Annotated in this window: 23 protein-coding genes; 8 read left to right on the forward strand and 15 right to left on the reverse strand. The window is 55.7% G+C overall.

Translation table 11 applies throughout. The features are described from left to right. Nucleotides 1–56 precede the first annotated feature (56 nt). The 5 genes from DY252_RS21565 to DY252_RS21585 form a co-directional block, all read right to left on the reverse strand. A complete protein-coding gene (locus DY252_RS21565) occupies nucleotides 57–710 on the reverse strand; it encodes a GntR family transcriptional regulator (RefSeq protein WP_064788162.1) in 654 nt (217 codons plus the stop codon). Nucleotides 711–719: 9 nt separating this feature from the next. Beyond that, a complete protein-coding gene (locus tag DY252_RS21570; RefSeq protein WP_064788161.1) occupies nucleotides 720–1,568 on the reverse strand; it encodes a shikimate dehydrogenase family protein in 849 nt (282 codons plus the stop codon). Nucleotides 1,569–1,579: 11 nt separating this feature from the next. Continuing rightward, nucleotides 1,580–2,848, reverse strand: a complete 1,269-nt coding sequence (locus tag DY252_RS21575) for a TRAP transporter large permease (RefSeq protein WP_064788160.1) — start codon at nucleotides 2,846–2,848, stop codon at nucleotides 1,580–1,582. Next, on the reverse strand, nucleotides 2,845–3,327 hold the full coding sequence (locus DY252_RS21580) for a TRAP transporter small permease (protein WP_008889074.1): 483 nt from the start codon (nucleotides 3,325–3,327) through the stop codon (nucleotides 2,845–2,847). Before DY252_RS21580 ends, DY252_RS21575 begins: the two co-directional genes overlap by 4 nt. Nucleotides 3,328–3,433: 106 nt before the next feature. Next, entirely contained in the window at nucleotides 3,434–4,459 is a 1,026-nt protein-coding gene (locus DY252_RS21585) for a DctP family TRAP transporter solute-binding subunit (protein WP_064788159.1), read from the reverse strand. 454 nt (nucleotides 4,460–4,913) lie between these two features. On the opposite strand from DY252_RS21585, the gene DY252_RS21590 reads away from it, so the two are divergent. The 4 genes from DY252_RS21590 (at nucleotide 4,914) to DY252_RS21605 (ending at nucleotide 9,279) form a co-directional block, all read left to right on the forward strand. After that, the gene (locus DY252_RS21590) at nucleotides 4,914–5,648 is read left to right on the forward strand and encodes a Crp/Fnr family transcriptional regulator (protein WP_008889072.1); all 735 of its coding nucleotides are present in this window, start codon (nucleotides 4,914–4,916) and stop codon (nucleotides 5,646–5,648) included. Continuing rightward, nucleotides 5,632–6,996, forward strand: a complete 1,365-nt coding sequence (locus tag DY252_RS21595) for an adenylate/guanylate cyclase domain-containing protein (RefSeq protein ID WP_064788158.1) — start codon at nucleotides 5,632–5,634, stop codon at nucleotides 6,994–6,996. The genes DY252_RS21590 and DY252_RS21595 overlap by 17 nt, the downstream gene beginning before the upstream one ends. Nucleotides 6,997–7,112: 116 nt before the next feature. Then, complete coding sequence (gene fliW / locus DY252_RS21600) at nucleotides 7,113–7,598, forward strand: flagellar assembly protein FliW (protein WP_008889070.1); 486 nt, start codon at nucleotides 7,113–7,115, stop codon at nucleotides 7,596–7,598. Between the two features lie 223 nt (nucleotides 7,599–7,821). Then, nucleotides 7,822–9,279, forward strand: coding sequence for a DUF4139 domain-containing protein (locus DY252_RS21605; RefSeq protein ID WP_064788157.1), 1,458 nt, complete (start codon nucleotides 7,822–7,824; stop codon nucleotides 9,277–9,279). A gap of 62 nt (nucleotides 9,280–9,341) precedes the next feature. On the opposite strand, the gene DY252_RS21610 is transcribed toward DY252_RS21605, so the two are convergent. Then, the gene (locus DY252_RS21610; protein ID WP_064788156.1) at nucleotides 9,342–9,956 is read right to left on the reverse strand and encodes a hypothetical protein; all 615 of its coding nucleotides are present in this window, start codon (nucleotides 9,954–9,956) and stop codon (nucleotides 9,342–9,344) included. A 180-nt stretch (nucleotides 9,957–10,136) separates the two neighbouring features. On the opposite strand from DY252_RS21610, the gene DY252_RS21615 reads away from it, so the two are divergent. Further along, complete coding sequence (locus DY252_RS21615; RefSeq protein WP_064788155.1) at nucleotides 10,137–10,712, forward strand: hypothetical protein; 576 nt, start codon at nucleotides 10,137–10,139, stop codon at nucleotides 10,710–10,712. A 47-nt stretch (nucleotides 10,713–10,759) separates the two neighbouring features. Further along, nucleotides 10,760–11,716, forward strand: a complete 957-nt coding sequence (locus DY252_RS21620) for a 2-hydroxyacid dehydrogenase (protein ID WP_064788154.1) — start codon at nucleotides 10,760–10,762, stop codon at nucleotides 11,714–11,716. Between the two features lie 71 nt (nucleotides 11,717–11,787). Here the strand turns inward: DY252_RS21620 and DY252_RS21625 are convergent, their stop codons facing one another. Beyond that, nucleotides 11,788–14,337 (reverse strand): sensor histidine kinase, encoded by a 2,550-nt coding sequence (locus tag DY252_RS21625; RefSeq protein ID WP_064788344.1) that lies wholly within the window; start codon nucleotides 14,335–14,337, stop codon nucleotides 11,788–11,790. A 273-nt stretch (nucleotides 14,338–14,610) separates the two neighbouring features. Between DY252_RS21625 and DY252_RS21630 the strand changes: the two genes are divergently transcribed. Beyond that, entirely contained in the window at nucleotides 14,611–15,867 is a 1,257-nt protein-coding gene (locus DY252_RS21630) for an HD domain-containing protein (RefSeq protein ID WP_231959664.1), read from the forward strand. A gap of 12 nt (nucleotides 15,868–15,879) precedes the next feature. Here the strand turns inward: DY252_RS21630 and DY252_RS21635 are convergent, their stop codons facing one another. Next, nucleotides 15,880–16,209 (reverse strand): DHCW motif cupin fold protein, encoded by a 330-nt coding sequence (locus tag DY252_RS21635; RefSeq protein WP_064788153.1) that lies wholly within the window; start codon nucleotides 16,207–16,209, stop codon nucleotides 15,880–15,882. A gap of 197 nt (nucleotides 16,210–16,406) precedes the next feature. Between DY252_RS21635 and DY252_RS21640 the strand changes: the two genes are divergently transcribed. Beyond that, nucleotides 16,407–17,342, forward strand: coding sequence for a DUF294 nucleotidyltransferase-like domain-containing protein (locus DY252_RS21640; protein WP_008889061.1), 936 nt, complete (start codon nucleotides 16,407–16,409; stop codon nucleotides 17,340–17,342). 25 nt (nucleotides 17,343–17,367) lie between these two features. Here DY252_RS21640 and DY252_RS21645 read toward each other — a convergent pair whose 3' ends face one another. The 7 genes from DY252_RS21645 to DY252_RS21675 form a co-directional block, all read right to left on the reverse strand. Next, a complete protein-coding gene (locus DY252_RS21645) occupies nucleotides 17,368–17,748 on the reverse strand; it encodes a 5-carboxymethyl-2-hydroxymuconate Delta-isomerase (protein ID WP_064780501.1) in 381 nt (126 codons plus the stop codon). Between the two features lie 129 nt (nucleotides 17,749–17,877). Beyond that, the gene (gene ahcY, locus DY252_RS21650; RefSeq protein WP_008889059.1) at nucleotides 17,878–19,173 is read right to left on the reverse strand and encodes an adenosylhomocysteinase; all 1,296 of its coding nucleotides are present in this window, start codon (nucleotides 19,171–19,173) and stop codon (nucleotides 17,878–17,880) included. Nucleotides 19,174–19,478: 305 nt separating this feature from the next. Further along, nucleotides 19,479–21,275 (reverse strand): phosphoenolpyruvate--protein phosphotransferase, encoded by a 1,797-nt coding sequence (ptsP, locus tag DY252_RS21655; RefSeq protein ID WP_051007567.1) that lies wholly within the window; start codon nucleotides 21,273–21,275, stop codon nucleotides 19,479–19,481. A gap of 79 nt (nucleotides 21,276–21,354) precedes the next feature. Continuing rightward, nucleotides 21,355–21,630, reverse strand: a complete 276-nt coding sequence (locus DY252_RS21660) for an HPr family phosphocarrier protein (protein WP_008889057.1) — start codon at nucleotides 21,628–21,630, stop codon at nucleotides 21,355–21,357. A 64-nt stretch (nucleotides 21,631–21,694) separates the two neighbouring features. Further along, nucleotides 21,695–22,099 (reverse strand): PTS sugar transporter subunit IIA, encoded by a 405-nt coding sequence (locus DY252_RS21665; protein WP_008889056.1) that lies wholly within the window; start codon nucleotides 22,097–22,099, stop codon nucleotides 21,695–21,697. Between the two features lie 17 nt (nucleotides 22,100–22,116). After that, nucleotides 22,117–23,049 (reverse strand): RNase adapter RapZ, encoded by a 933-nt coding sequence (rapZ, locus tag DY252_RS21670; RefSeq protein WP_008889055.1) that lies wholly within the window; start codon nucleotides 23,047–23,049, stop codon nucleotides 22,117–22,119. A gap of 16 nt (nucleotides 23,050–23,065) precedes the next feature. Next, nucleotides 23,066–23,506, reverse strand: a complete 441-nt coding sequence (locus DY252_RS21675) for an HPr kinase/phosphorylase (RefSeq protein WP_064788152.1) — start codon at nucleotides 23,504–23,506, stop codon at nucleotides 23,066–23,068. Between the last annotated feature and the right edge of the window lie 77 nt (nucleotides 23,507–23,583).

Consider the following 23,583-nt stretch of genomic DNA (forward strand, 5'->3'; position numbering starts at 1 on the left):
GCACCGGGACATTCACAGAAGGATGCTGCAATCGCGGGACGAGCCCTGCGCGCAGATCAATGCTGTGAACGACGCCGGTAGGTTTCGATATGGTCGGTCAGTTTGGCAATCGCGCCATCCAGATCCCGTGCGAGTGCCAGTTCGAAGATTTCGCGATGCTCATCGATGATTTCCTGTGCCCGGAAACCATGGGTTTTCAGTTCGATCACCACATAGCGGCGGAACTGATCGAAAATCTCGCGGTGCAAACGCATATGCAGGTCTGATCCACAGGCCGAAATCAGCGCCTGATGAAATTCGCGGTCATACTGGCTCCAGCGGACGGTCAGTTCGCGGCTGTCTTGGGCAAGCATCTGTTTTTCAACGGCAGCAAGCTTGTGGTGGGCCGCTGCCACGCGGGCTTCCCATTCGACATCACCATGCTTAATCGAGGCCGCAAGACCATCGCGTTCAAGCAACAAGCGCATCGCCGTCAGTTCCATGAAATTGGACGGTGAGGTTTCAACAACACGGAAACCCTTCTGGCCTTCGACAAAGACAAAGCCCGACGCCACAAGCCGGTTCAGCACTTCGCGCAGCGTGTTGACCCCGACGCTATAACGTTCGCGGAGCGCTTCAAGCTTAAGCTTCACGCCCGGCTGCAATTCGCCATACAGAATGTCATCGCGAATTTCGTTATAGACTGTCTCGGCAACTGTGCTGGTGCTCATGATCGTCCCCTAGCCTGTCAATGCCTCGGGATAGGCATTGAAGTATTCGTCCCTCGCAGCGTCGGCATCAATGTCTGCCCCGCTGAAAACTTCAAATGCTTCAATACCCTGAAAGAAGAAGAGTTCAAAGCCGGTCATGACCTCGATCCCGGATTTCGCTGCTGCACGCAGGAAAGCGGTTTCAACCGGGGTATAGACGGCATCGAATGCCCATTTCTGGCCGCCAAACAGATCGGTATCAAACGGGCAACCGGGATACTGGTTCATGCCAACCGGTGTGCAATTGATCAGGCCATCAGCCGTTCTCACCGCATCAGAAAGGTCATCCTCAGCAACAAAGACCGCATTGGCATCGGCCGCAACCATTGTTGCCACCAGTTCCTCACCGCGTGCCGCATCCTTGTCATGGATCAGGATCTTGTCCGCCCCAAGTCCACGCAGGCCAAAGGCCGTGGCAAGGCCGACACCCCCGGCACCCATCTGCAAGACCGTGCCCGGTTTGGCGTCACCGAACGTGCCGCGATAGCCGCGCATGAAGCCGACAAAGTCGGTGTTATCACCACGCCAGCCATCTTCACGGAAGACAACGGTATTTACCGAACCGAGTGCCTCGGGCAGGCGTTTGCGCGGGGTGATCAGTTTGCGGGCACTTGTCTTGTATGGATGGGTCACATTGACCCCGGCATAGCCGGTTTGCGCACACGTGGTCAGTTGCTTGATCAGGTCGAAATCCTTGATCACCTCGCTGTCGAGATAGTCGTACGTGACATCCATACCGCACATACGGCCCAGCAATACGTGCAGTCGTGCCGACTGGCTCCGCGAAATGCCTTTACCAATAAGACCGAGTTTCAACATGGACAGGTATCCTAAAATCCAAACAGATCGGGCAGGAACGTAACAATGCCCGGAACAAAGGTGATGATCAGCAACACCGCCAGTTCAACGATAAAGAACGGCATGATGGCGCGGATCATTCGGGCCATGCCGACGCCCGCAATCGCATCCGCAACAAACAGGCACAATCCCATCGGCGGCGTAATCAGGCCGATCATCAGGTTAAAGATCACGATGATTCCGAAATGGGTCGGATCAATGCCAAGGCTGATCGCGATCGGATGCAGGATGGGCACCAGCACCAGCATCGCAGCAATGCCTTCAAGCACCAGACCAACCGCCAAAAGCATCAGGTTGATCAGGATCAGGAAGGTGACCGGGCTATCGACGTAACCCAGAACGAACTTGCTGACGGTTTGCGGAATGCCGGCAAAGGTCATGAACCAGTTTGCCGCCGCCACCGTTGCCATGATGATCAGGATGCTTGATGAATCGCGCATCGCACCTGCGAAAATTGCCGGCAGATCACCCGGTTTCAGTTCCCGGAACACGAACAGGCCAACAACCAGCGCATAGAACACTGCAAAGCTTGCGGCCTCGGTCGGAGTAACGATGCCGGCCAGGATCGAGCCGATGACAAAGACCGGCATGAACAGCGGAATAAGGCCGTTCCAGATCGCCTTGAGCTTCTCGCCCATATTCATGCGTTCGCGCGGCTTGGCGTGGTTTTTGACAAAGAAACGCACATAAACCGACAGCGCAATCGCCAGCAAAACACCGGGCACAATCCCGGCAAGGAACAAGGCCGGCACCGACACATTGGTGGTAATCAGCGCATAGATAATGACCGGAATGCTGGGCGGAATGATCGGGCCAATGACCGATGATGCAGCCGTCAGCGCGGCGGCAAAATCACGCGGATAGCCTTCCTTTTCCATCGACGGAATAAAGATGCGGCCAATCGCGGATGTATCGGCAACCGCAGACCCCGAAAGACCGGCAAAGATCACCGAGGACCAGATATTGACCTGGGCCAGACCGGCCTTGGCGTGGCCAACAAGCGCATTGGCCAGATTGATCACACGCGATGTAATGCCACTGGCATTCATCAACTCGCCGGCCAGAACAAACAGCGGAATGGCAAGAATGGTAAAGCTGTCCATCCCGGCAAAAATACGTTGCGGCAGAAGATCAATGCCGAATGTGCCGGTACTGATATAGGCGACAATGCCAAGCGCGATCGCAAAGGCAACCGGTGCACCGATCGCAAGCAGTGCCAGAAGGGTGACGCCTGTAATCATGCTTCACCCCCGGTGGAATTCTTATTGAGACAAGATGCAAGGCGCAAAATGGCGGCAATCACCAGACAAACACCACCAACGGTGATGGCGATTTGCGCCCAATACATCTGAATGCCAATGCCCGAGGCAACAATACCGCCCCGCTTGGCGGCAAACACGTAACCTGCATAGGCAAGGATACCGCCCAGCACCAGCGTCGCGGCATCAACAATGATTGCAAGCTTGCGGCGGATGCGTGCGGGAATGGTATCAACAACAATGCTGAAAGTGATCTGGGTACCCTGCAGATAGGCATAGGCCACACCGAACATGCAGCCATAGATCATCGCGTATTTCGCGATTTCTTCGCTCCATTGCAGCGGGGAAGAAAACAGATATCGGCTGACACTGCCGGCAAAAACGACACCAAAAACAATTAGGATACTTAATCCCGAAAGTCCGGCGAGCAAACGCTTGTAAGCATTCTCGGTGCGTTGCATGGGTTCCCCCGGATCGCTCTGAAAATTATTATGCTTTTATAAGCACGGTGGCGGGAAAAAGGGCAGGTCAGGTGCAAGGAGGAGCACCCGACCCGCCAAACACCGATTACATTGAAGCTTCTGCTTCGGAAACGGCAGTTTGCAGTTTTTCGATCCATGCAGCATCGATCTCGCCCGAAAGCCATTCGATGACTGCCGGCTGAGCGGCATCACGGAACATCTTGAGCTGTTCGGCGGTCGGCGTGGTTACTTCCATGCCTTCCTCTGCCAGTTTGGCAACGCCTTCGGCAGAGTTGAACTGCTGAACCGCACGGCCAACGTTCGATGCAACACCGGCGGCGCGACGCAGAAGTGCCTGATCAGCATCAGAAAGGTTCTGATAGATCGCTTCGTTGATCACGATGAAGTCGGTGCCATACACGTGACGGTCAAGCGTCAGGTATTTCTGCATTTCATAGAACTTGTTGGCATAGATCACGCTGATCGGGTTTTCCTGACCGTCGACCGTGCCGGTGGTCAGTGCGGTCGGAACTTCCGGCCACGGAATCGGGGTCGGCTCGCCACCAAGTGCCTTGACCATTTCCACGAACAGCGGAACAGTCATGACGCGAATTTTCAAGCCTTCCATGTCTTTCGGCTCGGCAATTGCGCGCTGGGAGTTGGTGAAGTTACGGAAACCGGTTTCACCGTAGGCCAGCGTGCGCAGACCGGTTTTTTCCAGGCAGTGCGCGGCAAGTTCCTTGCCGAAATCACCATCCAGAACGTTCCAGGCAACGTTGGCATTCGGGAAAACATAAGGGATATCAAGAACGGCTGCCTCAGGGCAGACCTTGGAGAACGGACCCGATACCATCGACATGGCAAGCGTACCGTCCTGGGTATTCTGCAGCAGATCGGTTTCACCGCCCAGCGCACCGGCCGGGAACAGAGCGACCTCAATACGGCCAGCCGATTCTGCTTCGACAATGTTTTTAAAGACCTGTGACGCTGCACCTTTTTTCGAGGTGGTCCACTCTGCCGGGTCAACATGGGCAAAGTTCAGGGTCACATCGGCTGCCTGCGCATTAAAACCAAATGACGCGGCGACCATTGAAGCGGCGCCAAACAAGGCACCTTTGGAAATCATCTTCATTTCTTCCTCCCGATATAAAACGACATCCGCGGACCGTGGTTGCTTTTGACACTCTTGTTCTTGGGCGGCCCCTGTTCGGAATTAGGATAATTTAAAAAACATAGGAGATTTTGTCAAATGTTCTATATTTTACCTGTAAGCCGCGTAAAATAAGGCCTTCGGACCCATTCGGATCGTTACCATTTTCTGCGGCCAGTCCCGATCTCCCCGTCAAATTCCTGCCAAAAAGCGATGCTTTAACATCTATAAGCTTGGGGGAGGGCTGTCTGAATTTCAAACCAGTGACATCAAAAAACCTTGCCGCATCACAAGCATTCCAGTGACTTGGCAACAGATGCAATGGCCAGATGCCAATTGCAAAACAGCTTGCTGTAAAGCAGGATATTTGTGCTACTTTGGCATTCGAATTCTGCGATTCGCCCGCTGAAACGAAACCATTTTCAAAGTGAACCCCGTGAACAGTGTAACCGGCCCAAAATCACCGCAACTTGCGAAGATTGCTTCGCGCATTCTGGCAGGCAGCTTCCTGTTTGAGGATCTGGACCCCGAACTGTTGGAGCAGCTGTCAAACCAGGCGACTGTGCGCCGGTTCGACGATGGTCAGTTGCTGTTTGAAAAGGGTGCACCGGCAGACGGGCTTTATGCGGTTGAGGCCGGCAAGGTTCGCATTTCATCGGTTTCGGAAACCGGCAAGGAAATCGTGCTTAACGTTCTGGCCCCCGGTGCGGTATTTGGCGAAATCGCATTGCTGGATGGCGAACCGCGCACAGCGACCGCACGGGCGGTTGGCCCGACCCGGACACTTTTCATTTCGCGCGATGACTTCTTTGAAATCTTTGACCGCGAAGCCCCATTGCGCCGTCACATCACCGCCCTTTTGTGCCGTCGCCTGCGTTGGGTCAGTGACCTGCTTGAAGATGCCAACTTCCTTGATCTGACCGCGCGTCTGATCAAGCGCATCCTGTGGCTGGCCGAACGTCATGGCGGCCCGGACCCGGAAGGCATTCGCATTGCCCTTCCGTTGTCGCAGCAGGAATTGGGCCTGATGCTGGGTGTGACCCGTGAAGCGGTGAACAAGAAGCTGCGCGAACTTGAAAAACAGGGGATGATCACGCGCCGTGATGGTCGACTGGTCGTCAAGGACAGCGAAGGGCTGAAACAACTTCTTGCTGATGCCGTCAAAAACTGAGCCTTCCGAGTCAATTTTTGAACGCCTTGTCGCCCGCGAAGAAAAGCGCGGGCTGATCCTTGTTGCCTTCTTACGCATCTGCCTTCTGGCGTTCATCCTGCTTTTGTTTAGCAAACCTGATTCGCCAACCGGCAAGCTTTACACATTGCTTGAGGTTCTCGGCTGGTTCATTCCCGGCGTGTTTGTTCAGCTTTTCGTCGCCTTTCGCGGCGGCAGATCATACTGGATGATCTATCTTCTGGCCGTGATTGATGCGGTTCTGATTGTTTATGTCTCGGTTGTGCCCGATCCGCTTAATCCGTTGCTGGATCATCCGGCATGGCTTTATGGATTTGTCGTACGTGACCGTGGCGTGGTCTTTTCGATGATCATGATGGCAATCATCATCATGACCTTTTCGCCGCGCCTGATCCTGTGGTTCGGTTTCTGGCTGTTTGCGTCATGGTGCGGGGCGATCTGGTGGCTGATGACCCGGCCCGGCGTGATCGTTTCGCAGCATTTCGGCGATGAATGGAACCCCAGCCAGCAAGAAATCATCGATACCTATAACCTGCCGGAATTTGTCGATATCTCGGCCCTTGCCGAACAGGTGATCATTGTCATCGTCTTTACGTTGGCCTGTGCGGTGATGGTTTCGCGTTTGCGGGTTCTGATCAACCAGTCGGCTGCGTCCGAACGCGCCCATGGCAACCTGGCACGATATTTCCCGACCGCCCTTGCCGATCAGTTGGCCGATCGTGATGAGCCGATCCGTGTGGGTGAACGCCGCGAATGCGTTATTCTGTTTGCCGATGTTATCGGCTTTTCACGCTTTGCCGAAAAGCGCGATCCGCAGGAAGTCATGCGGTTCCTCAACCAGTTCCATCACATCGCAACGTCGCAAATCGGTGCCTATGGCGGCATTGTTGAAAAATATATCGGTGATGCGGTGATGGCGAGTTTCGCGGCCTTCGACGATCTTGAAAACCCGGCGGCCAATGCATTTTGTGCCGCCCAGGCGATCATCGCCCAGGTCGCCGAATGGCAGGCCCGGGCCCCGGCAAATGGCGGAGAACCGCTTGAAATCGGGGTTGGACTTAATTTCGGCCCGGCCGTTGTCGGTGATATCGGCCAGCGTGAGGCGGTGACACCCGCCGTCATCGGGGCGACGGTCAACCTTGCCGCGCGCCTTGAAAAGGCCACCCGCGAACTTGGCAGCGATACGGTCATGAGCGAACAATTCGCCAACCGCCTGCGTAAAGAGGCCTCGGTCGCAGGCCCGATCCTTCTTGCCCGTTATGCACAAACGCAAACAATTCAGGTCAAAGGGTTTAGTGAACCTGTCGGGGTCCGCTTTAACGGCTGCTAAATAAACTGCTAATAGAATGTCTTTCGGTCTGCCAAGCCCTTGAATATCCGGCAAACCAATCCAAAGTGCTTTGATATTTCTGGTGCAGCATGAAAACGGATCAGCAGGAGGACGCGATGGCGACCGAAAAAGGCGCGAACCCGACGGCCAAGGGGCCCGTCCCGTCCGCCGTAAAACTGACCACCCTGTTTGGCGAACGCGAATTCGCCTGGGACAAGGCCATTTACTTCCCGGCCGGGCTTAAGGGCTTTCCTGATCATAACGTCTTTGCGCTGGCGAGCTTCCCGGGTGAAAGCGGTAATGCATTTCTTTTGATGCAATGCCTGACCGAACCGGAACTGGCCTTTATCGTGGCACCCTATAACCTTGAAAGCGATACGATCCGGCCCGAACACCTTGAACAGGGCTTTGGCATTCACGGCATCAAAAAGGAAGATGGCGCGGTGTTGCTGATTGTGACCCTGCACAAACCCGATGATGGCCCCGTGAGCATGTCGGTCAATCTGCGCGCGCCGATCATCATTGATACCGCCCGTCAGGCTGCCTATCAGCATCACCTGCCCGAGGTCGGCGGATATTCCTTCCACCACGTTCTGAGCTAAGCATAAGCCCCATCTTCGGATTCTGACCTTTTGCTGCGCATCGAATTGCGCCGGCCAACGTTTGTATGCGTTGGCGCAACGTGTTTATGCGTTGGCGCAACGTGTTTATGCGTTTTGCCTGAAATTATCCCTGCATGTCCTTGATCCTGCCATCTTTTCACGCAAAGGTGGCAATCAGAGCAAATTGCATAGCCCCACTTCATCATGACAAAAGGGATCGGGAATGACAGCAGCATTACGCAATCGTTTTGCACTCGCCGCCTTGTTGGGATCAGCGGTATTTTTCGGACCGGATGCCGAGCCTGCCCGCGCGCAAAGCCCGTCCGTCGGACTATCCGCCGACAACCGCACCAGCCTGCAGCTGACGGTTTATCCCGGTAACCTGTCGCTGATTACGGAAAAACGCGATGCAGCCATTCCCGCAGGCCAAAGCACGCTTCGCATTGATGGCCTGCCCCAGACCATCATGAATGACTCCTTCCTGCTGGGCACTGCCAAGGATGCCGATCTTGTCTGGACGTCCTTGCGCAATCGCAGCAATGGATCAAACGCCATCGACGACCTTGTCCGCGATCAGATCGGCAAGACCGTCACCATTCGCCGGGACGACGACCTGATTGAAGGCACCCTTGTCGCGATAAGCCATGTTGCCCTGATTGAAACCGATGCTGGTCTGGAACAGGTGCCGCTTGATCAGGTGATTGTTTCCGAACTGCCCGATGGCTTTACCACCAGCCCGACCCTTGATGCGGATATCGCGACCGGTACCGCGCTTGATCACGTATCGATGGCCTATCTTCTGGGCGGGATCGGTTGGAACACGTCCTATACCGCCTATTACGACCGCGCGGAAAACAGCCTGAAACTGACCGCGATTGCAAAGGTCATGAACGGATCGGGCAGCGATTATGACAATGCGTCCCTGCGTCTGGTCGCCGGTGACCCCAACCGGGTGCAACAGCCCCCGATGGCCAAGGCCGCACGCACCGAAATGATGATGTCGGCCATGGCCGATGGCGCCGCACCTTCTGCTGGCGCACCGGACCGGGCAAGCTTTGAAAACCTGCATGTTTATGGCCCGTTTGACGGCCTGTCGATGCAGGATGGCGACACAGTGATCTTGCCGTTGCTCGACCCACAGGTCCTGCCGGTCAAACGCCACGCGATCTTCCAGGCATCAAGCAGCGTCTATAACATGGCGCAAAATGACACCAACGACTTCGTCCGCCCGGATCTTGAAATCGACATCACCAACGAAGGCGGCAAAGACGCCAAAAGCCCGTGGCCGGATGGCATTGTGCGCATCTATGCCCAAACCCCGGCAGGCGATACCGGCTATCTGTCCGAAGACATGATTTCGCTGACCCCGGTTGGCCGTGATGCGACCCTGCGTCTGGGCAAGGCCAGCGACCTTAACGGCACACGTAATGTTATCTCGTTTGACCGCAAGGCACGTCCGAACCTGCCAGACGCGATCAAGGCCGATCTGAAATGGACCATCCGCAATACCAGTGACCGTGTCGAAACCGTCACCGTCCGTGAAGACCTGCCAACGGATTGGAAAGTGACGGCCGAAAGCCACAAGCACGAACGCGACCAACCCGGCCAGATCAGCTGGGACATCGACGTTCCGGCAAATGGTGAAGTGACATTGACCTGGTCGGTGGCAAGCACCCGCTGATCAATCAATCCATGAATTGGAACGGCCACAGGGGAAACTTCCTTGTGGCCGTTTTTCATTGCTCAGGACTTGCCGCGCGCAGAGTAAAATGCCTTGGCCAGCGGCAACAAAACATTGGCATCGGGCAACTGACCCGTCCGGTTGCACAGATCGGCATAGATACAGATCAGCTTGGTCAGAAGGACAAACGCATCCTGATTGCGCATCCCGGCAAAGGCGCCCAGCACTTCGACCGCATCGCATGCCGCATCGCGCGCCAGATCAAGCTTCCCCGCTCCTTGCAACGCCAGAACAAGGGCGGCCAGCGAGTACCCCAGATCAAGACGTTCCTTGTCATCCTTGCGCCCGACGCAATTGCGCAAGCGATCCTGACGCAGTTCGACGGCCTGACAGGCGGCATCCACCGCCCAGTCCCATTCACCGGCCTCAATCTCAAGCGCAGCGCGGTTATTGAGGCTAAGTGCCAGGCCCGCCACCGCCGCATCACGGGCAGTCGGCAAATGCAGCGCGAAAATTGCATCAGCGGCATCAAACAGGATCAATGCTGCTTCACGCTGATCGGGCCTGTGGTTGCTGGCCATTTCAAGATACAGACGCGCAACCGCCAACGAGTTGGGGTCGGTTTTTTCAAGATAGGACAAGCGCAACGCATATTCTTCGTCCGTATTGTCCGTCATCCTGATCCCGCCACCTCGTTTTGCCGTCTCAAGGGCCCGATGACCCGTGCAAGAAAAAGACGTTTGGCAACCCCACCTTGTGAAGGACGGGCGTTCGGGGATAAGCTGTTGGACTGTTGCGCACAGACTGCTAGACACATTCATGTCTGCTTTGCCCCACAGCCCGGAAACAAGCCCCAGATGAGTACCTCTTCCGAAACCCTGAACGCCCTTTACGGCACATGGCGTCTTGCGCGCGGTGACAGCCAAGGCCTTGGATTTTTTAACTTTTCGATTGAGGGATTCTGGCGTTCGTTCCTGGCGGCCATCATCGTCTTTCCCGCCTTTGCATTCCTGCGCTGGAACGATATTTTTGACGCCCCCGAAGACTTCCCGGCGCTCCGTTATATGCTGGTCGAAGTCATTGCCTATGCGATCAAATGGGTCGCCTTCCCGCTGATCATGTTCCATGTCATTCCGATGATCGGGCGCGCCGAACGCTATATCGCGTTTATCACGGTCTATAACTGGGCAAGCGTGCTTCAGATGGGGCTGTATCTGGCGGCCTTGATGCTGGGTGTTTTGTTTCCGTCGCTGGGTGCTGGTGGCTTTGTCTTTATCGCGGTGATCGCGACACTGGTGTATGGCGTCTATATCACCAAACTGACCTTGTCGGTTTCGATCCCGACCGCCAGTACGATTGTTCTGGCCGATTTCCTGCTGTCACTCGTGATCACATCAATCGGTATCCGTCTGGCCGTCGGCCAGCTATTCTAAAGCTATACAAATCTTAAAAACAAAATCGCTTCAGGGAGAAACCCATCATGAAACCTGTTCTTGCCGTCACCCGCCGATTGCCCGATGCCGTCGCCAAACGTGCGGCCGAAAGTTATGACATCCGCACCCAGGAAGATGACGATCCCCTGACCCGGGCCGAAATCCTGGCGCTGTGTCATGGTGCCGATGCCGCCCTTGTTTCGGTGGGTGATCCGATTGATGCCGAATTTTTCGATCATCTTTCCGACAGTGTGAAAATCATCGCCACCTTCTCGGTCGGGACCGATCATATCGATCTGGCCGCCGCCAGGAATAAGGGTGTCATTATCGGCAACACACCGGGTGTTCTGACCGATGCCACCGCTGATATTGCCTGGCTTCTGATCCTTGGGGCTGCGCGCCGCGCCAGCGAAGGGGAGGCAGAAGTCCGCAACGCCACCTGGTCAAGCTGGCGTCCGACCCATTTGATGGGGACGCAGGTGACTGGCAAGAAACTGGGCATCGTTGGCATGGGAAGGATCGGTCAGGCGGTGGCCAAACGCGCACGCGGCTTTGATATGGATATCCACTATTACAACCGCCGCCAATTGCCTGCCGATCAGGAACTGGGGGCGACCTATCACGACAGCATCGATGGCCTTCTGCCCCATTGTGATTTCCTGTCGCTACATTGCCCGTCAACACCCGAAACGCGCGGCATGGTCAATTCAGATTTCATTGCCAAACTGCCCGATGGCGCGATCATCGTGAACACCGCGCGCGGCGATGTCGTCAATGACCAGGATCTGATCGCGGCGCTGAAATCAGGCAAACTGACTGCGGCGGGCCTCGATGTTTTTGCTGGCGAGCCGAATATCGAACCGGCCTATCGCGACCTTGCCAACACATTCCTGCTGCCGCATCTGGGATCAGCCACGGTTGAAACCCGCAATGCCATGGGCTTCCGCGCACTTGATAACATCGATGCCTTTGTTGCCGGCAAGGACGTACCGTTTACGGTCTGATCAACTGTCTGCAAACAGGCAAAGCAAAAGGCGCCAGATGGCGCCTTTTTCATATTCGGGCAGGATTGGACCTAGCCCAGATCGCTTTCCTCGCCCGCGGGCAGGATACAGGCGATCTTGCGGCCATCGCGGCTGATCTTCACACGTCCGCCATGGATTTCGACCACGGCGCGCACCATCGCCATGCCAAGCGCACGGCGGGCCGATGGGGACTCGCCATCGCGCAGTCCTTCAAACAGCATCGGTTGCGGCGCTTCGTCCGAAAGCGAGATCGAAATTTCGATATCCTCGCCACTACGCTTTGCCACCACGGAAACCTCGCTGCCTTCGGGTGCTGTGCGCAGCACATTGGTCACCAGAATGAACAAGGCCTGTTTCAGGCGGCGTTCATCGGCCACCATCCAGCCGATCTGGCGCGAACAATAAAGACGCAGCGACACATTAAGTTCCGCCAAGCGTGCCCGTGTCAGGGCTTCGAGGGAGCGCAGCAAACGTCGTGGATCGACGGTATCAAGCTCAAGGGCCACCTGCCCCGACCCAAGGGTTGCCAGATCGCGCATGTCATCGACAAGTGCTAGCATGCTTTGCGCCTCGGTCCGGATGGTTTCAACCGACCGCGCCACATTGCCGGTCAGATGCGGGATCAATCGATCAGATTCACCATTGATGTGATCCAAGGGCTTGGTCAGTTCGCGCGACACGGTGGAAATGAAGTCGGACTTCATCTGATCGGCGGTGCGCAGTGCCTCGTTACGTTCACGCAGCGCACGTTCGACCCGGATGGTATCCGTCACATCGATATAGGACATCATCACCGCCCCGTCGGGCAGCGGCACAATGGCAAAATCAACAATCGAATTATCCGCACGTTCCAAGCGGCCATTCATCGGTTCGTGGTTGGTGATGCGCGCGACCATGCGGTTTTTGAATTTTTCCCAATCGTCGCGTTCGCGCCAATAGTCCTTGGATTTCTCGACCACATCGCCCAGATGCGGTGCGACATCAAGGAAGGTGCTTTCAAGGCCCCAAAGATCGGCAAAGCCATGGTTATAAAGCCGCAAGCGCCCATCGCCGCTGATCACGCCGACGGCCTCATGCAGGCTTTCAAGCGTTTCGCGCTGAACCGCGATCAGGGTGTTATAGGAACTTTCCAGAACCAGCTTGTCAGTCACATCCTCATAAACAAACATCAGCCCGCCAAACGGATGGGGCGAGGTGAAGCGACGCAACGTCATGCCGTTTGGCAAATGCATCAGGTCTTCTTCAGGTTTGAGAAGATCGGTAAAGCGCTGGTTTTCGGTATGGCGGAACTGGGCGAAATCGGTGACTTCGGGCAGCTTGCGTTCATCGCGCAGACGGCGCAAAACATCATCATGGGTCGGCTCGGTCCAGAGCCATTCGTCATCCAGATCCCAAAGCTTGGTAAACGCGGTGTTAAAGAAGATCAGCCCCTTGTCACCGCCATACACCGCAATCGCAGTGCCAAGGTTTTCAAGCACCTCGGCATGGGCGCGAATATGGCGCGACAGATCGGACTGAAGTTCTTCGACCGGCGTACAATCAATCGCAAAGCCGATCAGGCCATCAGGCTCGTTCTCCGCCCCGCCCGGCATTTCGGTGATGCGCAGCAATTTGCGATCACCACGAATAACAACATGGAAATCGCGGGTCAGGCTTTCATTATTGCGCTGAACCGATGCCGCCAGTGATCGCCCGTGATCGGGAATCACCCCCGCGCCAATTTCGGCCTGTGCGGCCAGGGCATCCTCAATGGTTTGATATTCGACCGCATCGGCATAGGCGATGTTGCAATCAATCAGGCGAAGTTCGCTATCGCGGCGCCAGACCGGGAAGGGCAGGCTATCAAGCAACTGGCGCAGGCCCGATACTTCGTGTTTGAGCAGCTGAAAATCGCCAAACTGGTTTTCGCGTTCGCGCGAATGGCGGGTTTCATCGCGGAACCATAGTCCATGCGCCAATACATCCGATGATCGATCCTTGCGCGCGGCCATGCCGGTGACGTGGAATTTGCGCTCATCGACCGTGGTGATCCACAATTCAAACCGGTCATGCCCGGTCTTGAGGTTGCGGACCCGTTCCTTGAGTGCGGCGGCATCTTCATCGCGCAACAAATCCAGCAGATCGGGAAACCGGCCATCCTGACCAAGCTGGAAGGCCCGTTTGAGCGATGGACTGGCCCCCTCGGCAAAGCCATGGCTGCTCCAATAGTAAACCGGGTCAGGGCCGGCAAACAAAAGCTGGGTGAAAAGCTCTGTCTCGCCCGCCAGTTCATGTTCGTGATCTTCGACTTCTTCAAGGTGACGACGCATCCGAAGTGACAAGCGCCACCCCACCCAACCGGCAATCGCCGCCCCACCGACAGCCGCCAGGCCAACAACCAGCCAGTCGCGGTCACTTAGGCCGGCAAGGCTTCCGAAAATCGTCGCGCCGATTCCGTCGGGCTGGGTCTGAGCTTTGGTCGCGGCATCCCCTGCATTTGGCGCGGTATTGAGGCGAAATTTTTCCTGGGCCTGGACACTTACCGACAGACCAAACGTGGCAACCATTGCAGTCGTCGCCCGCCAAAAGGCCGGGCGCGCCAAATCAGACAGTCTGCGCATGATCGCCACTGTCTTTTTACCTGCGCAAAGCTGTGTGGGTGCCTGTTCGGATGCTCGCCGTGTCACGTGTTGTTAACCGTTTGTGTTTATGAGCTATTATTATGGTGAAAACGCCGTGCTTTTACCACCGTTTCACATCATTACGGCAACAGGCTTGTCTGGTGGCATATTTCATGGCGAAATCCTGCGGAAAAACCGCAATGACATGGCCGGTGATTCCGTTTATGTCTGCGGGACACACATTCTCAACTGAGCGCATCAACCATTCCTAAAATGAGCCCAAAACCGCAGCTAGACCTTTTTGCCCAGCGCGCAGAGCCCAAGCAGGCCGCGCCACAAAAGGACTCTGCCATGCTCAAGGCGGCGGCAAAACCGGCACCCGAAATCGGCGATCTGTTTGATACCAATTTCAATGCCGATGACATCGCCGAATGGGAACTGCTGTTTCGCGATGTGCCGCAATATAACTACCATTTCAAACGCGCCCAGATCGCCTCAGCCTTTGACCGGCCATTGCACAAGAAACTGATCGCATCGCCCGCCTTTGAACGGTTGCGGGAAATCTCGTTTCTCGGCGCCATTGATTATCTGTTCCACCCGAATGGACGCCCGGCCAATATCCGTCATTCCCGCTATGACCACACGATTGGCGTGGCATTGCTGTCGCAACGCTATTGCCGTTTGATGGGGTTGTCAGATGCCGATTGCGATCTGCTCGGCGCCGCGGCCCTGTTGCATGATATCGGCCATGGCCCGTTTTCGCACACGCTGGAACCGGAATTTGCCCGGCGTTTTAACCGTAACCATCACCAATTGACCAATCAGATCATCACCGGCGAGGTCGATCTGGACCTGTCGGTCAATCATTTGCTGGTCAAGCATGGGGTCGATCCGGATGAAGTGATCGCGCTTTTATCCAAAAAGTCCGATCACCCGCACGCGGCGCTGTTTTCCGGCCCGGTGAATATCGACACGTTGGAGGGCATTAGCCGCACCAAGACGTATGTGCATCCCAACCATGTGCATTGCCACCCGCGCCTGTTGCTTGAGGCGGCAGTGAAACTTGATGCAGATTCGCTGAAACGTCTCGATAAGTTCTGGCAGTTGAAAGAAGACATCTATCGCAATTTCATCTTTGGTCCGATGTGCTTTGCCACCGACCATCTGTGCCGCGAATTTGTCGTCAAGAATGCGCCGGACTTTGCCGCCGATGACTTCCTGCTGACCGAAAAGGCGTTCTTGAACAGCCATCCGCCGTTCAAAAAATTCCTGCATAGTCTCAAAAACCGGATCGAGCTTGATGGCGTTGCCGATGTTGTCGACCATCAGCTCAGCGCCTCAGCCAGCACGTTTGACCTGCACGAGGCCAAGGTGCCGCGGCGTGAATTTCACATCAACAAGGATGTCGAAGTCCGCTGCTTTGCCGATCTGTCAAAACGCTATTACGAGGAAAAGCATTCCTTCCTGCGCCGTGTCGGCAGCCTGACCGATCCGGCCCAGCAGGCCGCCGCCGCCAGCCTGTTTGATTAAGTCAGCGACTATTTAATCAACGACAAAAAGGGTCGCGCCGGTTTCGGTAGAGGAACGATGGGCCTCTGCGTTATCTGCCACCTGATAGCTCATACCCGGTTTCAGGACATAGGTCCGGCCATCCTCAAGCTCGGTCACCAGTTCGCCTTCAAGACACAGCAGAATGTGCCCCTTGGAACACCAGTGATCTGCCAGATAACCGGCGGAATATTGCACCATCCGCACACGGATCGGGCCAAACTGGCGGGTACGCCAGGTCGCCATGCCGGTTTCACCGCTATGTTCGGTCGGTTCAATCGCAGACCAGTCGGTTGTACCGAACGGCAGATCGGAAATATCCATGATGGGAAAACTTTCGTGGTCAAGGGTAGCGCAGAACGTTCAAGATATTGAACAGGCGCGAAAAATATCTGCCGCGCCCATAAAACTGTCAATCAGCTTAATTGGACAGCGCCATATCAGTTAAACGTGGTTTTAATCTTTAACCATTAGGCAGATACTCGGATATCAACGAGTCGCACCAAGAGGCTGTCCCGATCTTGTTACCGCAAACCATCGCAACCAATCAGCACTACTCGGCCACCCGTCTGGCCGAGATGCGTGACGCATTGGGTAAGAGCCTTTCGGGCGATACATTTTGCGTGGTGGTAACCGGGTCCTATGGGCGGCATGAAGCATCCGATCAATCCGATCTGGATTACTTCATCATTGGCCGCGAAGCCGAACGCAGTCAGGCGCCGCACCAACAGGTCGCCGATATCCTTGGCAAGATGGTCACCAAAAAACCGGCGGTAAACGGCCCGTTTTCGTCCTATATCACCGCCGAGGAACTGGTAAATCGCATCGGGCTTGATGGCGATACCAACTCGATTACCACGCGTCGGCTGTTGTTCCTGCTCGAATGTGAGTGGCTGTATAACGAGGCGGGCAAGCGCAAATTCTTTGACGACCTGATCGCCAATTACGTCACAAGCTCGGTAACACGTGATTCCATTGCGCGTTTTCTGGTCAATGACGTGATCCGCTATTACCGCACCATCAGCGTCGATTTTGAAATCAAGACCCGCGAAGGCGATGCCAGCAAGGCCTGGGCACCCCGGCGGCTGAAACTGGTTTTCTCGCGCAAGATGCTTTATTTCGGCGGCATTATCGCAGCAGCCGAAACCGCAGGCCGGGATTATGCCGGCAAACGCGAAAAACTGTCCGAACTTTTACAGCTGCCACCCATAACGCGCCTGCAAACCGTGTTTGGCGAGAAAAGCCTGCCGGCGCTGGAACTTTATGACCGTTTCCTGCGCGAACTTTCCGATCCGGAAGTGCGTGCGCGCCTTGATGGCGTTGGTCCGCATGATCGCAATGATACGGAATTGCGATCCCTGCTTGATGCCGGCAAGGGCTTTTCGCGTGAATTGATCAAACTGCTTAATGATCGCTATGGCCCGGATCATCCGATCCACGAAGCGCTTCTGATGTAATCACCCGGCAGACGTGGCGGCGCAATCAGGCCGCGCGGGGGCCGTCAGTGACATGCTTGAAATAGTTTTCCCGATCAAGGTCATGGACCTCGACGGTGAATTGCACCTGATAATCGCCAACCAGCCATTCCAGCCGATCAATCAGGGCTGCAAGGGCGGCCTCGCCAGTGGCGAATTTCACCGCATTGATCCGGCCTGACAGAAGCCGGATATCAAGATGCACCATGGCGTTTTTCGGGTCACCATCGCCGATCACGACATTTTCCAGCGGCGTAATCCGGGTCTTGAAAGAACTCAGTTCCGCATCGGCCTCGCGGGCGATGACGTAATGCAAATCAACCGCCAACTTGGACAATTCATCCTTGATCGGCAGTTGGGCAGAATATTCGATTTCAAGCTGGGGCATGGCCGCCATCCGTCTGACAAGATTTAAATGCTTCTAACAACTTGCTTTGTATCTGGACACCAAAAAAGCCGGTCTGAATAAACAGACCGGCTTTGATGCAAATCGGCAGCTGCCAATTAGTAGCGCCAATTAATAGCGATAATGATCCGGCTTGAACGGACCAGCCTGCGGAACGCCGATATATTCGGCCTGTTCGGACGACAGTTTGGTCAGTTTCACGCCAAGACGATCAAGGTGCAGGGCTGCAACTTTCTCATCAAGGTGTTTCGGCAGGACGTAAACCTTGTTTTCGTAGTTCGCGTGGTTTTTCCACAGCTCGATCTGGGCCAGCACCTGGTTGGTGAAGGATGCCGACATAACAAAGCTCGGGTGACCGGTTGCGCAACCAAGGTTGACCAGACGGCCTTCGGCCAGAACGATCAGACGTTTGCCGTCCGGGAATTCGACTTCGTCGACTTGCGGCTTGACGTTGTCCCACTTGTAGTTACGCAGCGAACCGATCTGGATTTCGGAATCGAAGTGACCGATGTTGCAAACGATTGCGCGGTCTTTCATCGCACGCATGTGGTCAAGCGTGATGATGTCGATGTTACCGGTGGTGGTGACGAAAATGTCGCCAACCGGTGCTGCGTCTTCCATGGTGGTGACTTCGTAACCTTCCATCGCGGCCTGCAATGCGCAGATCGGATCGATTTCGGTTACCAGAACGCGTGCGCCCTGGCTGCGCATGGACGCAGCCGAACCTTTACCCACGTCACCGAAACCGGCAACAACGGCGATCTTGCCGGCAACCATGACGTCAGTTGCGCGCTTGATACCATCAACAAGGGATTCGCGGCAGCCATACAGGTTGTCGAATTTCGACTTGGTGACCGAGTCATTGACGTTGATCGCCGGGACCTTAAGGGTGCCTTTTTTCGCCATTTCATAGAGGCGGTGCACACCGGTGGTGGTTTCTTCCGACAGACCTTTGATGTCTTCGAGAAGTTCCGGATACTTGTCGTGGATCAGCTGGGTAACGTCGCCGCCATCATCAAGGATCAGGTTCGGCTTCCAGCCGTTCGGACCGGAGATGGTCTGCTCGATGCACCACCAGAACTCTTCCTCGGTCTCGCCTTTCCAGGCAAATACCGGGATTTCAGCAGCCGCGATCGCCGCAGCAGCCTGATCCTGGGTGGAGAAGATGTTGCACGAAGACCAGCGAACTTCTGCGCCGAGTGCCGTCAGGGTTTCAATCAGAACTGCGGTCTGAATGGTCATGTGCAGGCAGCCGACGATGCGCGCGCCAGCAAGCGGCTTGGCCGCGCCATATTCATCGCGCAGCGCCATCAGGCCCGGCATTTCGGTTTCGGCAATCGCGATTTCCTTGCGGCCCCAACCGGCCAGCGAGATATCAGCGACCTTGTAATCGGTAAAGTTCGACATATCGTCTCCAATCAAACAGGAATGGCGCATCCGCATGGGATTTTCATCCCGCCGATACGCCGAAGAATTCTGTTGCGATCATTTCCCTGATCGCTATAGGCCACATATAAAGATATCTTTATATCGTTTTCAAGTCCTTTTTTGACGGAATTTGCATTCCGGGCAAAACCGGACCGGATAAAAGATGCCCACGCCCTGCAATCCCGGCCTTTTTTGCAGCAGGAAACCAGGAATATTCGCGGACAAAACTGTCCCCTATGTTGGGACAGATGCCGATCACAACAAGCTATGAGTAACGGGATTTTTCAGGCGAGATCGTTGAAGTCATCAAGCATCATGGCAATCCGGGCAGAATCCCATTGTTCCATGACGCGGTTGGCCTGATGTTCGGAATTGCGACTATCAAGGCGGCGCAGGCGCTGTTTGACCAGCAACAGATTGACCGGCGACATCGAAAGGTTACGCAACCCAAACCCGATGAACAGCGGCACATAGCGCGGATCACCAGCCATCTCGCCACAGACACTGACCGGTATATCGCGTTCGCGGGCCACCTTGATCACATCACGGATCAGGCGCAACACAGCCGGATGCAGCGGATCAAACATGCCCGCCACCTGATCATCGGTGCGATCAATCGCCAGGGTATATTGCGTCAGGTCGTTGGTGCCGATGGCAAAGAAATCACTGTCGCGCGCCAAGGTATCCGCCGCCAGCGCCGCGGCGGGAATTTCGATCATCGCACCAAGTGGTGGCAGGGTTTCGGGGATCGGATGTCCATCCTTGCGCAGGCGCTTTGCCACCGCCTCATAGATCTGACGCGCACGGGTCATTTCATGCACGTTGACCACCATCGGAAGCAACACCCGAACCGATCCATGCAGGGAGGCACGCAGGATGGCGGCAAACTGTGCTTCAAGCAATTCCGGCTTGCGCAATGATAACCGTATGCCACGCAATCCAAGGGCCGGGTTCGGGCCAGACACGATTTCATCTTGCAGGGCGACGGCCAGTTTTTCACCACCGATATCAAGGGTTCGGATGGTGACCGGTTTGCCATCCATGCGTTTGACAATGTCGGCAAGTTCTTCGTATTGCTCGTCCTCGTCTGGCAGATAGTCCTTGTTCATGAACATGAACTCGCTGCGCAAAAGCCCGATACCGGTCGCCCCGTTTTCCAAAGCAGCGGCAAGTTCGATTGGCAGTTCGATATTGGCATGCAGGTCAATATCGATGCCGTCACGCGTTGATGAGGGCACATCGCGAAGGGATGCCAGCTTTTCGCGCGCCGCCAGCCAGTCAGCGCGGCGTTGGGTATAATGTTCAATATCGGCATCGCTTGGCGACAGGATCACTTCGCCGCGCCCGCCATCGATAATGATCTGATCGCCGCCAGCAACGCCGCGAACGATATCAGCAGCCCCCAGAACGGCCGGAATGCCAAGGGATCTCGCCATGATGGCGGTATGCCCCTCTGCCCCGCCAAGGGCGGTGACAAAGGCGGTCAGTTGGCCCGGTTCAAAGCGGGCCATATCGGCCGGGCTGACATCCTCGGCAATCAGGATGGACCCCTGTGGGGCATTGTCCATTGCCCGGTCGGTCTCACCGATCAGGCAGCGCATCAGACGCAGGCCCACCTCGCGAATATCCGTGGCGCGTGCTGCAAGATAGCTGTCTTCCATGCCCGAAAACTGTTCGGCAATCGCATCGATCACTTCGCTGACCGCATGCACGGCATTAAGCTTGCGCGAGACGATCAGTTCTTCAGCCCCGCGCACCAGACGCGATTGGGTCAGCATGTGGATATAGGCATCCATCAGGAAGCCAAGTTCCTCTGATGCGGCACTTTCGGCACTCGATGATTGGGATTTCAGGCGTTTGAGCTGATCAATGCTTTCGGCAACGCCATCATGAAGGCGTTTGCATTCGGCCTGCACGGCATCTTGGGAAATCGGCTTGCGGCTGACATGGACGATCTGGCGATCCAGAACAAAGGCGCGACCGATCACAATCCCGCCCGATGCGCCCAATCCGGTTATGACCCGGCGAACGCCCGAGTTATTTTCATCTGAAACAGTTTGGTCTGTCGGAGGAACTTGCAAGCCTTGTCTGCTACCAACTCGTTCTTGTTGTTTCCCGAAACTCAGACGCCCGCGGCCTCACATCGTGATCCGCGGGATCCTATTCTTCGTCGAACTTGGCATCGACCAGTTCGTTAAGCGCATCAATCGCCTGTTTGGCGTCCGGGCCGGTGGCCTCGACTTCGATCTCGGTGCCAATCGATGCGGCCAGCATCATCAAACCCATGATCGACACACCCGACACTTCGGTGCCACGGTTGCGCACCATGATGCTCGATTGAAATTCACCTGCCAGTTTAACAAATTTTGCAGCCGCCCGCGCGTGCAATCCTCGCTGGTTGCTGATTGTTAAAGTGCGTTTTTCCTTCTGCGCCATGTATGTCCCCGCAAGCCTGATGCACCGTCCCCGCGCATCCGGCCCTGTTCTTTTTGTGGCTGACTTATTCCTCGCCGCTCAGCAAACGCGACGCAACGTTGATGTATTTACGCCCCGCATCCTGGGCCGCATTGACCGTCTCGGCCAAGGTGCCGTCGATGCGAACAGATGCGAGTTTAATCAGCAAAGGTAAATTAACCCCTGCGATGACTTCGACATTTGCCTGTTCCATAATGGAAATCGCCAGATTGGACGGGGTCCCGCCAAACATGTCGGTCAGAAGGACAACACCTTTGCCGCTGTCGACCTTTTCGACACTGGCAAGAATATCTGCGCGGCGTTGTTCCATGTCGTCATCCGGTCCGATACAGACCGCTTCGACATTTTCCTGTTCGCCAACAACATGCTGCAAGGCAGATACGAACTCTTTCGCGAGATCGCCGTGGGTGACCAGCACCATCCCGATCATGCAGTTTTCTCCATTTTTCACTCCCCCGAGGTCGGCTCGTCCGGTTTGTCCCGATGGCTGAGATGTGTGTCATATCCCAGATCGGCAATCCAGTCATTGAGTAACCGCGCGATATAAACCGAACGATGTTGACCACCTGTGCACCCGACCGCAATGGTCAGATAGCTTTTACCTTCCTGCGCATAGCGCGGCAAAATCGGCTCCAGCATTGCCTTCAGGCGGTCGATAAACCCGGCGAAATCCGGGTCTTCTTCTATGTATTGCCCAACAGCCGCATTCATCCCGGTCATCAGGCGAAGCTCGGGATCATAATGCGGGTTGCGCAGAAAGCGAACGTCAAAAACAAGATCGGCTTCTGCCGGAACACCCTGACGGAACGAAAAGCTGCGCACAAAGATCGCAAGGCCTTCATTTTCGCCAATGTCGAACTGGTCTTGCAGGATCTTGCGAAGCTCGGCCGATTTCAGGCGCGATGTGTCAATGCGCATATCCGCGGTCGCTGCAATCGGCGCCATCAGGCGTTTTTCATGTTCAATCGCGTCGACCAGAGGCCGATCATGGCTGAGCGGATGCGGACGTCTGGTTTCGGTAAACCTGCGCTGCAGGACCGTCGTGTCGGCATCGACATAGATCATCAACGGATCCATGCCCGTCTGTTTGCGCAGGCGACCGACAATCTCGACAAACTGATCTACACCGAAATCACGGGTCCGGATATCAAGGCCGATGGCAATCGGCTGTTCCGGGCGGCAATCCCCCGGCACCAGGGCGGACAGCATCCGCAGCGGCAGGTTATCGACCGCATCAAAGCCGAAATCTTCAAGAATCTTAAGGGTCGTCGTGCGTCCGGCACCGGATACCCCGGTCACAAGAACCAGTCCGCTTTTGCCATCAAACGCCCCCAGGGCCTTATTTTGGCTGTCCGAAGAATTCGCCGAAGTTTTCTGCAAGTCTGGGTCCTGTGGATTACGGTTCAAGTGTCATTCCACCCGTCGCGAGCGCCAAAGCTACTCCAATCTTTGCCTCGATGGCCAGATCGGATGCACATAATGTCCAACGCGGGATCGCAATGCCACAAATCTCTTCGAAATCGGGTTCGGGCATGCGTTCAACCGTGTTTGGATCGGTGACCAGATCAATCAAAACCCGCACGTCGCCTTCGGTTTTTTGCGGCAAACCGCGCACAACACCGATGCCGCGGACTTCGCACAATCCGGCAATCTGATCAGGTGCGCTGGCGATCAGGCGCCCATCGCGCGCCACAAGGTCGGTTCGATCATCAGAAACGAGAAAACCGCCGGCATCAATCAGACGCAGCGAAAGCCCGGATTTTCCAGATCCGGAAGGCCCGCGCAACAGCACCGCATGGGCGCCGATCCGGACACAATTTGCGTGAATCTGGGACATAATGCAAAACGATGCTTGGCAGAGGTTGGCTTGTCAAACCCCAAAAGCCCGGGGCGTGATCCACTTAACCTCCCGCA

Origin of the sequence: Thalassospira indica, assembly GCF_003403095.1 — a bacterium.
GTDB lineage: Bacteria > Pseudomonadota > Alphaproteobacteria > Rhodospirillales > Thalassospiraceae > Thalassospira > Thalassospira indica.

Coding starts and splice junctions, on each gene's coding strand:
- DY252_RS21565 (WP_064788162.1), bottom strand. CDS start 710: ATGAGCACCAGCACAGTTGCCGAGACAGTCTATAACGAAATTCGCGAT.
- DY252_RS21570 (WP_064788161.1), bottom strand. CDS start 1,568: ATGTTGAAACTCGGTCTTATTGGTAAAGGCATTTCGCGGAGCCAGTCG.
- DY252_RS21575 (WP_064788160.1), bottom strand. CDS start 2,848: ATGATTACAGGCGTCACCCTTCTGGCACTGCTTGCGATCGGTGCACCG.
- DY252_RS21580 (WP_008889074.1), bottom strand. CDS start 3,327: ATGCAACGCACCGAGAATGCTTACAAGCGTTTGCTCGCCGGACTTTCG.
- DY252_RS21585 (WP_064788159.1), bottom strand. CDS start 4,459: ATGAAGATGATTTCCAAAGGTGCCTTGTTTGGCGCCGCTTCAATGGTC.
- DY252_RS21595 (WP_064788158.1), top strand. CDS start 5,632: ATGCCGTCAAAAACTGAGCCTTCCGAGTCAATTTTTGAACGCCTTGTC.
- fliW (WP_008889070.1), top strand. CDS start 7,113: ATGGCGACCGAAAAAGGCGCGAACCCGACGGCCAAGGGGCCCGTCCCG.
- DY252_RS21605 (WP_064788157.1), top strand. CDS start 7,822: ATGACAGCAGCATTACGCAATCGTTTTGCACTCGCCGCCTTGTTGGGA.
- DY252_RS21610 (WP_064788156.1), bottom strand. CDS start 9,956: ATGACGGACAATACGGACGAAGAATATGCGTTGCGCTTGTCCTATCTT.
- DY252_RS21615 (WP_064788155.1), top strand. CDS start 10,137: ATGAGTACCTCTTCCGAAACCCTGAACGCCCTTTACGGCACATGGCGT.
- DY252_RS21620 (WP_064788154.1), top strand. CDS start 10,760: ATGAAACCTGTTCTTGCCGTCACCCGCCGATTGCCCGATGCCGTCGCC.
- DY252_RS21625 (WP_064788344.1), bottom strand. CDS start 14,337: ATGCGCAGACTGTCTGATTTGGCGCGCCCGGCCTTTTGGCGGGCGACG.
- DY252_RS21630 (WP_231959664.1), top strand. CDS start 14,611: ATGAGCCCAAAACCGCAGCTAGACCTTTTTGCCCAGCGCGCAGAGCCC.
- DY252_RS21635 (WP_064788153.1), bottom strand. CDS start 16,209: ATGGATATTTCCGATCTGCCGTTCGGTACAACCGACTGGTCTGCGATT.
- DY252_RS21645 (WP_064780501.1), bottom strand. CDS start 17,748: ATGCCCCAGCTTGAAATCGAATATTCTGCCCAACTGCCGATCAAGGAT.
- ahcY (WP_008889059.1), bottom strand. CDS start 19,173: ATGTCGAACTTTACCGATTACAAGGTCGCTGATATCTCGCTGGCCGGT.
- DY252_RS21660 (WP_008889057.1), bottom strand. CDS start 21,630: ATGGCGCAGAAGGAAAAACGCACTTTAACAATCAGCAACCAGCGAGGA.
- DY252_RS21665 (WP_008889056.1), bottom strand. CDS start 22,099: ATGATCGGGATGGTGCTGGTCACCCACGGCGATCTCGCGAAAGAGTTC.
- DY252_RS21675 (WP_064788152.1), bottom strand. CDS start 23,506: ATGTCCCAGATTCACGCAAATTGTGTCCGGATCGGCGCCCATGCGGTG.